This window comes from Butyrivibrio sp. DSM 10294 (assembly GCF_028539135.1).
Taxonomy (GTDB): domain Bacteria; phylum Bacillota; class Clostridia; order Lachnospirales; family Lachnospiraceae; genus Butyrivibrio.
Genome location: NZ_JANSWL010000087.1, coordinates 150,295 through 165,081, shown reverse-complemented (window position 1 = coordinate 165,081; position 14,787 = coordinate 150,295). Strand labels below are relative to the sequence as shown.

The following is a 14,787-nucleotide window of genomic DNA, read 5'->3' as shown; positions in this document are numbered from 1 at the left end:
ATGGGTAAATTTGGCGAGTATTTTAAAAGTGCAATTAAACAGATAATAGGAAACGGCTATCGTACTGCCATGACCATGCTGGGTATTGTCATCGGAATCGCTGCGGTTATCGCTGTTGTTTCTCTCGGTAACGGAATGAGTGAATTCGTACAGAGTGAGCTCAACGGCATTGCAGGTAACTACGGACAGATTTCCATCGATTCTTCCAAGACATCGGAGACCTTTGGACTTGATGATATCGAACTATTGGAGGAACAGCTTCCGGATATTAAGGGTGTGTCTCCCGACTTTATGACCTATGGCAAGGTTAAGGGCAGAAGAGAGACCTTCGAAGCTCAGATCACAGGCGTTGCTCCGGCCTACAGATATGCCATGAGCAACGACATCGTTAAAGGTCAGTATTTCAACAAGCAGCAGCTTGACAGTAATCAGAAGGTCTGCGTTATGCTAAGGGACGATGCCAAAAAGATCTTCGGAACCGAGGATTGTATCGGCATGGAGCTTGAGATGACCATCTGGGGTAAGACAGCGACTTACACGGTAATAGGCCTTCGAGACAGTATGAACAGGCTCTACGAGTTCATTATGGAGGGGCAGGATTACTACGCTACCATAGAAATCCCCTATACTTCCATGGGCGTAGACTACGATTTCAATGTTGATACCTTTTATTCCATGATGCTTTTTGCAGATCAGAGTATCCTTACAGAAAACATTGATAAGGCAAGAGACATTCTTACCAACAGGCACGGACTTCGCGGAACTAAAGCTTTGACAGCCTATAGCATGGCGGATATCTCCGAGCAACTTGATCAGATCCTGGGATATGCCAGAACCTTCCTTCTTCTGGTATCTGTAATATCCCTTGTGGTAGGCGGAATAGGTGTTATGAATATCATGCTTGTTTCCGTTACTGAGAGGACCAGGGAGATCGGCATCCGCAAATCAATCGGAGCAAGTACAGGCGCCATTCTGACACAGTTCCTGGCAGAGGCTGCGATCCTTACGCTTCTTGGAGGAATTGTGGGAATTTTTCTTGGAATGGGAATGGCTTACATTATCTGTACGCTTATAGGATTTAAGGTAATAATCACACCGACTTCGGTTATCGGAGCGGCGTTTTTCTCAGTACTTATCGGACTCTTTTTCGGAATCTATCCCGCAAGAAAAGCAGCGAAGATGAAACCGATAGATGCCCTCAGACTTTGATGTTGTCAGATCAAATGTCTGAAGCGCAACAATTTTGCTACTGATCAGGAAAGGCAATAAATTGGGAACCTTTGGAGAATACATAAAAAGCGCAGTATCAAGCATACGCACTAATAAGGGCAGATCTTTTCTTACCATGCTGGGTATCATTATCGGTATCGCAGCTGTTCTTACAGTGCTTATAATAGGCGATGGCATGAAGGCTACCGTCAATTCTGAGATGGATTCAATCGGTGCCACCACCATCTCCATAAGTCTTGATACAACCAAGACAGACAAGACTATCACAAGGCAGCAGCTTAGGGAAATCGAGAGCAATATTCCCAATATTTACGGCATTTCACCTTCTATGTCAGGATGGGGTACCGTTAACGGCAGGAAAGGCACTGCGGATCTGTATATCACCGGCGGCAGTGAATCCTTGGTGGAGCAGGGCAGTGTTAAGATGCTTCACGGAAGATATTTCTCCAAATCCGATGTGGAGGATGACAAAAAAGTCATCGTTCTTAGCCAGACTTCAGCCAATTATATCTTTGGATATGAGGAAGTTGTGGGTGAGACCTTCGAAGTGGACTGCTATGGTCTGACCGGAGAATTTACCGTGGTGGGTGTAAGAGAAGACAATACTATGGACAAGGCCTATGCCATGTACGGCGGCGATAACATTATCCTGATGGCAGAGGCTCCGTTCACGGGCCTGGGCGATGTGATGGAGTACGATCTTGATGATTTCATAAACAGCTTCACCATATATCTTGACAGTGAGAACAAAGATGAAGTTCTCTCCAAGGCACGTTCTGTTGTTGAGAACATCCTTGGACTTCGCGGAGAAAATGCGGTCAAGGTTTCTGCAGGCTCAGGTTTTGACCAGACAACAGAAACAATCCTTAATATCATCACTTCCGTAATTGCAATAATCGCAGCTATTTCTCTGCTGGTTGGAGGAATAGGCGTTATGAATATCATGACCGTATCGGTTACGGAGAGAACAAGAGAGATCGGTATCCGCAAATCTCTCGGTGCAAGAACCAGTTCCATTCTGACCCAGTTCCTTGCTGAGGCTGCTATCCTTACCTTCACAGGAGGTCTTATAGGAATGGCGCTTGGAATGACTATTTCCTTCATCATCTGCAAGGTAGTGGATTTCTCTTTCATTGTTAAACCGGAGCTGGTGGTTTTGGTTGTGGCAATTTCCACGGGAATAGGACTTTTCTTTGGAATTTACCCCGCCAAACGTGCAGCCAAGCTTGACCCCATCGAGGCTCTCAGGACGGAATAAACGGCAGGGGACAGTCCCCATTAACAAATTGTGAACTATTAAAATTATCGGTAGACTATGTTGTTCACAGTTTGCTGATGGGGACTGTCCCCCTTAGCTACCTTTATGATATACTATATAAGATTATTAGGTTTATTGGGGTGAAGTTTTGAGAGAGATAATTGACCAGTTTTTAAAGGGGAAATTTGAATATACAGAGAAAAAATTAGACTTCTCCACTCCCAGAGTGGAGCTTTCTTTAGGTACCGGCGAAACAATCGAGGGTACCTTTACTGTTTTCGGTCCGGAGGGAAGGCTTACCGAGGGCCGTATAATCTCCAGTGATGTCCGCATGGACGTTCTTACACCTGAGTTTTCGGGATCACCCTTTGAGGCATCCTACAGATTCAATGCAATAGGCTTAACTCCCGGAGATGTTCTTCAGGGAGAATTTCGCATTATCTCCAATCAGGGAGAGTATCTTCTGCCCTTTGTGGTGACCGTAAGACTTGACCATATAGCTTCGAGCCTGGGAGATATTAAGAATCTTTTTCATTTTGCCAACCTTGCCAAGACTGACTGGGCAGAGGCTGTGAATCTTTTCTATTCCTCTGATTTCATAACCATATTCAAGGGAAATGACGGGCAGTACGAGAGCCTCTACAGAGGTCTGTCTCAGATTCCCGGAAGTGAACAGAACGTGGAGGAGTTCCTGATCTCCATCAACAAGAAGCAGCCTGTGACTTATATACCGGATCAGCAGGAGATCCTTCTTGATTTCACAGGATTGTCCCATGACACCACCTTCATTCTGTCAAGAAACGGCTGGGGCTATACACAGCTGACCGCCAAGGTGGACGGAGACTTCATATCTCTGGATAAATATCAGATAGGCGAGGAGGATTTCTCCGGCAGCAGTTGCCGCGTAAGGCTACGTCTCAAGACGGACAAGCTTCATTCCGGCAATAATTTTGGCTGCATAACCTTCGAGAACGCCTATGTTTCCGTCAAGGTTCCGGTGACTGTTTCCGTTGATTTTACCGGAAGTCATTTCAGAAGTGATTATCATGAGAAAAAGAAGCTCATCTTAGAGCTTATCAGAGTATACGAGAACTTCAGCTGTAAAAAAATAACTTCAAGGGCCTGGGTATCCGAGACCGGCAAGATCATCTCCAAGATGAATGCCCTTGATGAGAAGGACCTGGAGTTCAGACTCTATACCGCCCATTACTACATTACCGCCGGCAGAGTCAACGAGGGCAAATGGATCCTGGACCACGCCGAGAGGGAAGTAGAGGAGGCACCGGGAGATACACTGTACTGTTATTTCCTGTATCTATCAACTCTCTGTAGCAGAGAGGAAGCCTATATCAACGACATAGCGGAGAGAATGGAGGGAATATTCAGGAGAAATCCCGACAACTGGCGCATCGCCTGGCTCCTTCAGTTCGTCTCTGAGGAATACAGCTCCAGCACACCAAGAAAATGGATGATGCTTGAGCAGCAGTTCTCTTTTGGTTCCAGAAGCCCCATTATCTATATGGAGGCCATGAACCTGTTAAATGAGACTCCCCCCATTCTCACCAATCTGGATGAGTATGAGCTGTATGTGCTTATGTACGGCGCCAGGAGGAAGATCATCAGCCTGAACCTTATGGACCAGATTGTATATCTCTCCATGAGGGTCAGAAATTTTGACAAAAAGCTCTTTACAGTCCTTAAGGCCTGCTATGAGATCAAGGAGAGCGACGAAGTCCTTGAAGCCATCGTTTCTCTTTTGATAAAAGGCGGTAAGACCGACAGGGACAGTTTTGCATGGTATGCCAAGGGTGTTGAGAGAGAGCTTCATATAACAAGACTGTATGAGTACTATATGATGTCCATCTACACCGATCAGGAGGGGAATCTTCCCTGCGAGATCAGCAGGATGATACTGATGTATTTTTCCTATCAGTCGGATCTTGAGTATGACAAGAACGCCATACTGTACAAATACGTTCACGAGAACAGAGAAGATTTTCCTGAGCTGTATGAGAGCTTCAGACCGCAGATAGAGAAGTTTATGCTGGCGCAGCTGGATAAAGGCAGAATCAGCAGGGAGCTGGGGTATCTCTACAAGAATTTTCTGACCAAACAAATGGTGGATGCAGCCAACGCCTCCAAGGTTCTGAGCGTTCTGTACACCGCAGAGATCAGAACTGAGGACAAGCGTATCAGCGAAGTGCTGGTTGTCTATGACAAGTGCGAGAGGGAGATGAGATATCCTCTTACGGACGGAGTTGCTTTCGTTCCTTTGTACGGTTCTGATTATGCTATCATTTTGGCCGACAGGCAGGAGAACAGGTATGCCGCCAGCGTACCCTACAGCAGCATCAGACTCATGGCTCCCGGAAGAGTTGCCTCCTATGCCATTCCTTATATTCAAAAGGGCAAGGAAAATCTTGACCTCTTCCTTTGCGACCTGGGTAAAAACGCCTATACCATCAACATGGAGAATGTTGGCAGATACAAGGATCTGGCCGCCTCTGAGCTGGTTAGAAAGAGCTGCAGGGACGAGATCAGGAACAATCTGGTGCGCTTTTACTATGACAACGACTTTACAAGGCAGCTTACGGAGTATCTGATGGAGATAGATCCTTCAGGGCTTCAGACCAAGGATAGGAATGATATCCTTGAGCTGATGGTTATGGGAGGACTCTACGACAGAGCGCTTGAGTGGCTCAAGTGCTACGGCACCTACGGAGTTGATCCCAAGGTGGTGCTTCGTCTGTGCGGAAGGCTCATAGACAGAGATGCTTTTGACGGCTTCTGGCCTGAGACCGAGATTGCTTTTTATGCCTTCTCTGCCAGCAAGTATGACGAGCAGCTGCTGAAATACCTGGTGGCCAATTACAACGGCACTGTTAAGGGGATGAGAAATATCTGGAAGGCTGCAGAGTCTTTCGGAATAGATACCTATCCTTTGTCTGAGAGAATACTTGTTCAGATGATGTACAGCGGCTCCTATGTGGGAGAGAAGAATCTCATCTATCAGTCCTATGTTCAGAGCGGCGCCAATACGGATATTGAGATGGCATTTCTTGCCAGCAACTGTTATGAGAACTTTGTTCACGGCAAGATAACTGACAAGTATCTCTTCGAGAGAATAGAGAAACTGGCACAGGAGAAGCTTCCTCTGGATGAGGTGTGCAAGCTTTCTTACCTTCGCCATTATGCCAGTGAGAAGAAGGCCGACGAGGAGTTCAATCCGGAGGTTGTTATCAGCTTCCTTAGAGAGCTTCTTGCGGAGGGAATCTTCTTCCCGTTTTTCATGGATTACGCAGAGCTGTGCCCTGATATGTACCAGTTCTCCGATAAGACCATGATCGAATACAGAACCACTCCCGGCAGCGTATGTATGCTTCATTACAGACTTGCCGGCAGCGATGACAACAAGTATCACAGCCTGGAGATGAAGGAAATGTATGACGGCATCTACGTGTGCTCCTTCGTTCTGTTCTTCGGTGAACAGCTCCAGTATTATGTATCTGAGGAGAGGGGAGAGCAGGGCCCTGTAACCACCGAGAGTGCGGTGGTGTCCAAGAACGATATCGTCAAGACCGGCTCCGGCTCCAGATACAGTCTGATCAACGACATTATGATCGGAGAGACACTGCAGGACTACGACACAGTGGACAAGCTGATGCAGGAGTATTTCAAGAAAAAGTCTCTCTGCGATCATTTATTTAAACCCTTGAAAGAGGATGAGTAACTATGCTATTTGGAAGCGGTGATGAAAAACGCTTTGTACTGGGGTATGACCTGGGCGAGAAGGTATCGCAGATCAGCTTTCTTGCCTCCGATGCGGATATGCCGGAGACCCTTTCAGTGCTGGCGGGAGCAGAACTATATAATATTCCCACAGTTCTTTGTAAGAGGAAGGATGTGAATCAGTGGTTTTACGGCAAGGAAGCCGTCCGTCACATCGATGAGGGCGATGGGATTCCCGTGGAGGGACTTATTGCGGCGGCCAGGGACGGCAAGCCCGTTAAGGTTGGAGATTCGGAGTATGACCCTATTGCGCTTCTTACTCTTTTTATCAAGAGGAGCCTTTCTCTTTTGTCAATGGAACTGTCCCTTGATATGGTGGAGGCCATTATGTTCACCACCATGAGTCTTGACCACAGAATGGTGCAGGTGCTCAATGCGGTAACAGCTGCGCTGGAGCTTAAGACTACCAATGTTTTTTACCAGAGTCACGAGGAGAGCTTTTTTAACTACATGCTCTATCAGCCGGAAGATCTGATGCATCACACGATCCTGGCCTGTGACTACGATTGTGAGACTCTTAATGTCTTGCAGATGACCCTTAACCACAACACCAAACCTGTGGTGGCTACCATAGATACTGCAAGCTACGATTCCCTTAGGCTTGGTCCCGACGGATTTCCCAAGGATGCGGCACTATTCCACAGAGCCTGCGACAGGTTGGACGATGAGTTCCTTACCATAATGCAGAAGCTGTGCTCGGAGCGCATCGTATCCACTATCTTTCTTCTTGGAGACGGATTCAGGGAAAAATGGACCAAGAGATCCCTGGAGTTTTTGTGCAGAACAAGGCGTGTTTTCCAGGGAAACAATCTTTTTAGCAAAGGCGCAAGTATTGCAGCCAGGGAGAGGATAAGACCCACAGACAACAGCAGGATGTTTGTTTTCCTCGGTGAAGACAAGCTCAAGTCCAACCTTGGAATGAATCTTCTTAAGTGCGGCAAGGAGGCGTATTTCGCCCTGCTTGATGCCGGAGTCAACTGGTATGAGGCCGAGAATTCTTTTGACATAATCATGGATCCGGGCGGCATCATCAATATTCAGGTGACGCCTCTTACAGGAAAGAGTCCAAGGCTTGTCCAGTTCTATCTGGAGGGCCTTGAGAAGAGACCTGCCGGAACCACAAGGCTTCATATATCACTGAACATGTCCTCAGTGGATGAGGTGAACGTCAAGGTGCAGGATATGGGCTTTGGCGAGCTGTTTCCCGCAACCGGCAAGGTGTGGGAGCAGACCATAGAATTGTAATTTTGGGAGCAGTATATGAGCAGACCGATTCTTTGCATGGGAACCTATGCCAAAGAGCCCTACAACATAGAGCGAATAGGGCGAAATGTATATTGTATAGAGGAGCTGTGCTACTGTATTGTTCAGAACGCATTTCTTTTTGACGAGGAGAGCTTTGACAGAGAGCTGTTCGACTGGATCGACTACGAATGTTCTCTCACAAGGCTGGCGGATGAACTTAGGAGTATGTCGGCCAAGCATTGTTCAATGGCCTCCATTGCGGGAACCATTCTGGACTACGTGGGCTACAACTCCAAGGAAGAGGTGGACAGAACCGAGGAGATCCTTCGTGCCAACGCAGGCATGGATATCTATAAAAAGAGGCTGGCAAGGGCCGAGTTTCTCATGAAGAGCGAGAAGTTCGCCATGGCTTTCAGGGAGTATGAGTTTTTGCTTAACAACACTCCCGACATAGACAGGAAGCTTCGGGCCATGATAGAGCATAACGAGGGGGTTATGTATGCCAAGCTGTTTTTGTTTGATCTGGCAGCAGGCATGTTCAAGAAGGCCTATGAGGACGACCACAACTATGAGTCCTATCTGCAGTATTTATCGGCAGTTCGAATGGGACTTACGGACAAGGAATATGTTTCTTTTATCGCTGAGAACGAGGATGCCTACGAAGCTTCGCTTGAGCTGGAAAAAAGGATGAGCGAAGCCTCAGAGCTCTATGGAGCCGGCAATGAGAATCTTCTTCTCAAGAGTCTTCTGGTCTACAAGGCCGAGGGCAAGATGCATGAGTACTACGAAAAGGTAGGAAATTTAACCGAGGAGCTTAAGGACGATTACAGATTTACTGTTAAGGAAAAGAACGTAAGCAGGTGAGATAATGGGGATATTCGACACCATCTTTGGTAGAAACGTAAATATTGATCCGGAGAGCAAAAAAGAGCTGGAGAATTGGAACGATATTGTCTATACCAGAAAAGATCTGGATATGGACGATCCGGTTCAGAGAAGGGAATACATAAACAGCTGCCTTCAGCAGATGGAGGAGGCTGCAGCGGAGCTGGACGCTCTGGAGATGGAATACAACGATGTAACCAGTCACCTTCGGGATATGGAGGAGATTGATGCGCTTCCTCCCGAGCAGAGGGCGGAGATCAATACCTGCGCTGCAAGAATACTGGAATCTCAGGAGCAGCAGGAGAAGTACAACAAGCGCAAGAACCGCATGAGCGAGACTGACTATGAGCGCATGGAGAGGCTGGAGAACGAGGCCCCTTCAGGAATAAAGAAGCTGACAGAAGCCGAGAGCTATCAGAAGAAGATTAAAAATGACTTAAAGCGCCTGGACGGTGAACACGAAGCCTACATGTTCAGAGAAGAAGACCTGGAAAAGAGCATCGACGTATCCCACAAGCTCATTGTAGTGGTGGGTGTAGCACTGGTTCTGGCAATAATAGCGCTTCTGGTACTTCAATACGGACTTAAGCTCAACGTGATCTACGGTTATATGGTTGCGATACTGCTTGCGGGAATTGCAGTGACTCTTTTGTATGTGCAGGGCACCAACGCTACTGTGGAGATGAAGGGCGTAAGGAAGTCCATCTCAAGGCTTATAATGCTGCAGAACCAGGTCAAGATAAGATATGTGAATAACACCAATCTCATCGATTATCTCTGCCTGAAATATGGAGTCAACAATGCCAAGGAACTGATTTCCCTCTATGACAGATATCTTGAGGAAAAGAAGGAGAGGGCCCTTGTGGAGGATGCCCGCAAGCTCCTTGATACCAATCAGAAGGATCTTGTGTATATGCTTCGCCACTACAGGGTGAAGGATCCGGATATCTGGCTGCGACAGGTGGAGGCTCTTTTGGACCACAATGAGGAGGTGGAGATCCGCCATTCCCTCAATGTTCAGCGCTCCAATCTAAGGAAACGCATGGAATACAACAGGGATATCGTTGCCGGCAATGCCAAGTCTGAGATTGAGGACATGGCCCGTCAGTATCCTGAATATACCCAGGAGATTTTGGATATGGTTTCCCGATATGAAGATAAATATCCGGGAGTATAATTAATTGAATCTTGTGAAAAATGATGATTGCCACATACACGCATAGATGTTATTATTGTCGTGTTTGTGGCAGTTTTTGCGAAGTACAATAATGCTTCACATGAGGAGATCATAAAATGAACGCAGGTAGGACGGAGAATTACAAACGCCTCGGGGAAGAATGCGGCGTTTTCGGTATGTACGACTTCGACGGCGGCGATGTGGCGGGATCCATCTATTACGGACTCGTATCACTCCAGCACAGAGGTCAGGAGAGCTGCGGTATCGCTGTCAGCGAGACCAAGGGTCCAAAGGGCAAGGTTAGCAGCTACAAGGACATGGGCCTTGTGAATGAGACCTTTACTCCCGACATTTTGGATAGCCTTAAGGGCGATATAGGTGTCGGACATGTTCGTTATTCAACAGCAGGCAGCAGCACAAGAGAGAATGCTCAGCCGCTGGTTCTTAATTATGTAAAGGGTACCTTGGCAATGGCGCACAACGGTAACCTTATCAACGCGCCGGAGCTCCGTCACGAGCTTTCTTATACCGGTGCTATTTTCCAGACTACAATTGATTCGGAAGTTATCGCTTATTTTATCGCCAGAGAAAGACTTGTTTCCAAGTCCGTTGAAGAGGCGGTGGGACGTGCAATGCAGAGGATAAAGGGTGCATATAGCCTTGTCATCATGTCTCCCAGGAAGCTGATCGGAGCAAGAGATCCTTACGGTTTCAAGCCCCTTGTTATAGGAAGAAGAGAGAACTGTTATGTTCTTGCATCTGAGACCTGCGCCCTTGATACCATAGGTGCCACCTTCATAAGAGATGTGGAACCCGGCGAGATCGTAACAATTTCTCCCGAATACGGAATTCAGTCCGATAAGAGCATGTGCCTGTCTGGGGACAAGCATGCACGCTGTATTTTTGAATATATCTATTTTGCAAGACCTGACAGCACCATCGACGGCATCAGCGTATACGATGCCAGAATAGCTGCCGGACGTTTCCTTGCCAAGGATTCACCGGTGGATGCGGATATGGTTGTGGGCGTTCCCGAGTCCGGTAATGTAGCGGCTCTCGGTTATGCTCTTGAATCAGGAATCCCCTATGGTCAGGCCTTTGTAAAAAATGCTTATATAGGTAGAACCTTCATCAAGCCCAAGCAAAAGAACAGAGAGTCCAGCGTTCAGGTCAAGCTTAATGCCTTAAAGAGCGCTGTCAAGGGCAAGAAGATAATCATGATAGACGACTCCATCGTAAGAGGAACCACCTCCGACAGGATCGTGAGAATGCTTCGTGATGCGGGAGCCAAAGAGGTACATATGAGAGTCAGCTCACCTCCGTTCCTCTGGCCTTGTTATTTTGGAACAGACGTACCTGCAAGAGACCAGCTCATTGCATATAACAGAAATGTTGATGACATCTGCAGGATCATCGGAGCAGATTCCCTGGCCTATTTGGGAATAGAGAGACTCAAGGAAATGGTAGGCGGTAGCCTCGGCATCTGCGAAGGATGCTTCACCGGCCAATATCCCATCGAGCCGCCTAAGGAAGATATTAGGGGAGAGTATGAGCGATAAGTGTAAGCGGAGCCATGCGTTATCGCGGAGTAGATTATATAAAAGTTGTTATATTAAGGAGGATAAAATGAGTACAGACCGTTACAGCAGCCCATTATCTGAACGTTACGCAAGTAAGGAGATGCAGTACATTTTTTCCCAGGACATGAAGTTCAGAACCTGGAGAAGACTCTGGATCGCCCTTGCGGAGATTGAGAAGGAACTGGGACTTAATATTACTCAGGAGCAGATCGATGAGCTTAAGAGCCATCAGGATGACATCAATTATGATGTTGCCAGAGCAAGAGAGAAGGAAGTAAGACATGACGTAATGAGCCATGTATACGCCTATGGACAGCAGTGCCCCAAGGCCAAGGGCATTATCCATCTTGGTGCGACCAGCTGCTATGTCGGTGACAATACAGATATCATCATTATGACTGAGGCGCTCAAACTTGTTCGCAAAAAGCTTGTTAACGTCATCGCCGAACTTGCTAAGTTCGCTGACAAATATAAGGATCAGCCAACACTTGGTTTTACTCATTTCCAGCCTGCTCAGCCTACAACAGTAGGTAAGAGAGCGAGCCTGTGGCTTCAGGATTTCACCATCGATCTTGAGGACCTTGATTTTGTACTTGATAATATGAAGCTTCTTGGTTCCAAGGGAACAACCGGAACTCAGGCATCCTTCCTTGAGCTCTTCGACGGGGACCTTACCAAGGTTGACAAGCTTGATCCCATGCTTGCAGATAAGATGGGCTTCAAGGGCTGCATGGCTGTTTCAGGCCAGACCTACAGCCGCAAGATTGACGTTAAGGTAGTTAATGTCCTCTCCGGCATCTGCCAGTCAGCCACCAAGATGGCCCAGGACATCAGACTTCTTCAGCACCTCAAGGAGGTAGAGGAGCCCTTCGAGAAGAGCCAGATCGGATCTTCTGCAATGGCATATAAGAGAAATCCCATGAGAAGTGAGAGAATCTGCTCACTTTCAAGATATGTTATCGTAGATACTCTGAACCCTGCCATCACAGAAGTTTCACAGTGGTTTGAGAGAACCCTTGATGACTCAGCCAACAAGAGACTGTCAGTACCCGAGGGCTTCCTTGCAACAGACGGTGTTCTTGACCTGTGCCTCAACGTAGTTGATGGCCTCGTGGTTTATCCCAAGGTTATCGAGAAACACATGCTGGCAGAGCTTCCCTTCATGGCAACAGAGAATATCATGATGGATGCGGTTAAAAAAGGCGGAGACAGACAGGAGCTTCATGAGAGAATCAGAGAACTCTCCATGGAAGCAGGTAAGACCGTCAAGGTTGAGGGTAAGGACAACAATCTCCTTGAACTCATCGCCGCAGATCCTGCCTTTAACTTAAGCCTGGATGAACTCAAGGCTTCAATGGATCCGGGGAAGTATGTGGGCTGCAGCGCACATCAGGTTGATAAGTTCCTTGGCGAAGTTGTTCAGCCTATTCTGGAGGCCAACAAGGACATTCTTGGTGTAACAGCAGAGATTAACGTATAAGATAATTTTTCGGGAAGCCGACAATAGGTGTCTGCCTCTGTTAGGGGGCAGGCACCTTTATTGACTTCTCTTTTTCTTACTAATAAATCGATTATATCTTGCCAAATCCGGTGTCTAATTTTGTTGAAAAAGACAGTGGTATTTGATAGTATATGGTGAACTGAAAAAAAGTTTTGTATTAAGGAAGCAAATGGGGATAATATATGAAAATTAGTGATCTTATCAAAGAAAAAGAAGTAACTTTGTCTTTTGAAGTTTTCCCACCAAAAACAGATGACGGATATGAAGCGGTCGAGAAGGCTGCGGCTGAGATAGCTGCCCTTAAGCCCGACTTTATGAGCGTGACCTACGGAGCAGGCGGCGGAACCAGCAAGAACACAGCAAATATCGCAGCCGACCTTCAGAATAAATATGATACTCCGGTTCTGGCTCATCTTACCTGTGTATCCTCCACCAAAGAGCATGTGAGGAACATGATTTCCGTATATAAGGAAAAGGGCATTGAGAACATAATGGCCCTTAGAGGTGACATCCCCAAGGAAGGTCGTATCTGCTATGAATACGATCACGCCACAGAGCTTATCTATGATATCAAATCATTGGATGAAAACATCTGCATCGGCGGTGCCTGCTATCCGGAAGGACATATAGAGTGTGCAAGGCAGTCCGAGGACATTATGCATCTCAAGGAAAAGGTAGATGCGGGATGCGATTTCCTTACCACCCAGATGTTTTTTGACAACTCCACATTGTATCAGTTCTTATACCGAATAAGAGAGAAGGGAATTGAGGTGCCTGTTCTTCCGGGAATCATGCCTATAACCAATGCGAGACAGGTAGCCAGAAGCGTAGCACTTTCAGGATCAACTATTCCCCAGAAGATGAAGATCATGGTGGACAGATTCGCAGACGACCCTCAGAAGATGAAGGAAGCCGGTATCATCTATGCCAGCGATCAGATCATAGACCTTATATCCAACGGGGTCAGCCATATTCACGTATATTCAATGAACAAGCCCGACATAGCAGCCGGCATCATGAGGAATCTGGCAACAATAATCAGATAATACGGTAATACCTGTATATAGAGAAATATCCCAAAGGAGAGTAATTAAAATGAACGAACAAGCAAACACAGGTGCTAAGAGCGCCATTTTGGAGAGTGAATATCACTACTCACAGGAAGTAATCAAGAAACTGTCAGATTACTTCGATGCCAAGGTTGTAGGTCAGCAGCAGCTTAAGTTCTCACTTATCGCAGCTATCCTTGCTGACGGACATATTCTTGTAGAGTCGGTACCGGGACTTGCCAAGACTACAGCAGCCAAGGCTATTTCGGATGCGGTAGACGGTCAGTTCGCAAGAATCCAGTGCACACCCGACCTTCTTCCCGGCGATATCGTAGGTACACAGATCTACAATCAGGCCAACGGCAAATTCGAGACAATCCTTGGACCTGTATTCGCCAACTTCGTACTTCTCGATGAGGTTAACCGTTCCAGTGCCAAGACTCAGTCAGCCATGCTGGAAGCCATGCAGGAGAAGCACGTAACAATCGGTGGAACAACCTACAACATGCCCGAGGACGTTTTCATCGTTATCGCAACTCAGAACCCTATCGAGCAGGAAGGAACATATCCTCTTTCCGAGGCTCAGACAGACCGTTTTATCATCAAAGAGGTTATCACATATCCTCTTGCAGCTGAGGAAGTAGAGATCCTTAACAGAATCGAGAGCGGTGTTATCTCAAGAGTTGACCCCGCAGTTCTTACTATCAAGGATATCGACCAGGTTCAGGATATCGTGGACAAGGTATATGTAGATGAGTCCATCAAGTGGTATATCTCCAGCATCATCGTTGCCAGCAGAAGAGCAAGCCAGATCCAGGGACTTGAGATTGGTAAATATGTAAGAATCGGAGCCAGCCCCCGTGCTTCCATCGCATTCCTTAAGATGGCCAAGGCTTCCGCACTTATGCATGGAAGAACCTATGTTACTCCCGATGATGTCAAGATGGTAAGACATCAGGTACTTCGTCACAGAATCGGTCTTAACTATTCAGCGGTTGCAGACAATATCACCGTTGAGCAGGTAATCGACGGAATTGTTAATTCAGTAAAAACTCCGTGATAAAACAGGTCTT

Annotated in this window: 10 protein-coding genes; all 10 read left to right on the top strand. The window is 46.9% G+C overall.

Features of this window, described 5'->3' with window-relative positions; genetic code table 11:
* The 10 genes from NXH67_RS14680 (at position 1) to NXH67_RS14635 (ending at position 14,774) form a co-directional block, all read left to right on the top strand.
* Entirely contained in the window at positions 1 to 1,209 is a 1,209-nt protein-coding gene (locus NXH67_RS14680; RefSeq protein WP_022777899.1) for an ABC transporter permease, read from the top strand.
* A 61-nt stretch (positions 1,210 to 1,270) separates the two neighbouring features.
* The gene (locus NXH67_RS14675; protein ID WP_272797858.1) at positions 1,271 to 2,488 is read left to right on the top strand and encodes an ABC transporter permease; all 1,218 of its coding nucleotides are present in this window, start codon (positions 1,271 to 1,273) and stop codon (positions 2,486 to 2,488) included.
* Positions 2,489 to 2,636: 148 nt separating this feature from the next.
* Positions 2,637 to 6,218 carry a DUF5717 family protein gene (locus NXH67_RS14670; RefSeq protein WP_272797857.1) on the top strand — a complete coding sequence of 1,194 codons (3,582 nt, stop codon included), beginning with the start codon at positions 2,637 to 2,639 and terminating at the stop codon, positions 6,216 to 6,218.
* Positions 6,219 to 6,220: 2 nt separating this feature from the next.
* Entirely contained in the window at positions 6,221 to 7,522 is a 1,302-nt protein-coding gene (locus NXH67_RS14665) for a DUF5716 family protein (RefSeq protein ID WP_272797856.1), read from the top strand.
* A 15-nt stretch (positions 7,523 to 7,537) separates the two neighbouring features.
* Positions 7,538 to 8,386 (top strand): hypothetical protein, encoded by an 849-nt coding sequence (locus NXH67_RS14660; protein WP_022777895.1) that lies wholly within the window; start codon positions 7,538 to 7,540, stop codon positions 8,384 to 8,386.
* Positions 8,387 to 8,390: 4 nt separating this feature from the next.
* A complete protein-coding gene (locus NXH67_RS14655; protein ID WP_272797855.1) occupies positions 8,391 to 9,584 on the top strand; it encodes a hypothetical protein in 1,194 nt (397 codons plus the stop codon).
* 116 nt (positions 9,585 to 9,700) lie between these two features.
* Positions 9,701 to 11,143 carry an amidophosphoribosyltransferase gene (gene purF / locus NXH67_RS14650; RefSeq protein ID WP_272797854.1) on the top strand — a complete coding sequence of 481 codons (1,443 nt, stop codon included), beginning with the start codon at positions 9,701 to 9,703 and terminating at the stop codon, positions 11,141 to 11,143.
* A 67-nt stretch (positions 11,144 to 11,210) separates the two neighbouring features.
* Complete coding sequence (gene purB / locus NXH67_RS14645; RefSeq protein ID WP_272797853.1) at positions 11,211 to 12,644, top strand: adenylosuccinate lyase; 1,434 nt, start codon at positions 11,211 to 11,213, stop codon at positions 12,642 to 12,644.
* A gap of 203 nt (positions 12,645 to 12,847) precedes the next feature.
* Positions 12,848 to 13,711: a methylenetetrahydrofolate reductase [NAD(P)H] gene (gene metF, locus NXH67_RS14640; protein ID WP_022777891.1), complete on the top strand. Its 864-nt coding sequence runs from the start codon at positions 12,848 to 12,850 to the stop codon at positions 13,709 to 13,711.
* A 49-nt stretch (positions 13,712 to 13,760) separates the two neighbouring features.
* Positions 13,761 to 14,774, top strand: a complete 1,014-nt coding sequence (locus NXH67_RS14635) for an AAA family ATPase (RefSeq protein ID WP_272797852.1) — start codon at positions 13,761 to 13,763, stop codon at positions 14,772 to 14,774.
* The last annotated feature ends 13 nt before the right edge of the window (positions 14,775 to 14,787 follow it).

What these genes read in the sequence shown, in the direction of transcription:
- NXH67_RS14680 (WP_022777899.1), top strand. Translation starts at nt 1, where the DNA reads ATGGGTAAATTTGGCGAGTATTTTAAAAGTGCAATTAAACAGATAATA.
- NXH67_RS14665 (WP_272797856.1), top strand. Translation starts at nt 6,221, where the DNA reads ATGCTATTTGGAAGCGGTGATGAAAAACGCTTTGTACTGGGGTATGAC.
- NXH67_RS14660 (WP_022777895.1), top strand. Translation starts at nt 7,538, where the DNA reads ATGAGCAGACCGATTCTTTGCATGGGAACCTATGCCAAAGAGCCCTAC.
- NXH67_RS14655 (WP_272797855.1), top strand. Translation starts at nt 8,391, where the DNA reads ATGGGGATATTCGACACCATCTTTGGTAGAAACGTAAATATTGATCCG.
- purF (WP_272797854.1), top strand. Translation starts at nt 9,701, where the DNA reads ATGAACGCAGGTAGGACGGAGAATTACAAACGCCTCGGGGAAGAATGC.
- purB (WP_272797853.1), top strand. Translation starts at nt 11,211, where the DNA reads ATGAGTACAGACCGTTACAGCAGCCCATTATCTGAACGTTACGCAAGT.
- metF (WP_022777891.1), top strand. Translation starts at nt 12,848, where the DNA reads ATGAAAATTAGTGATCTTATCAAAGAAAAAGAAGTAACTTTGTCTTTT.
- NXH67_RS14635 (WP_272797852.1), top strand. Translation starts at nt 13,761, where the DNA reads ATGAACGAACAAGCAAACACAGGTGCTAAGAGCGCCATTTTGGAGAGT.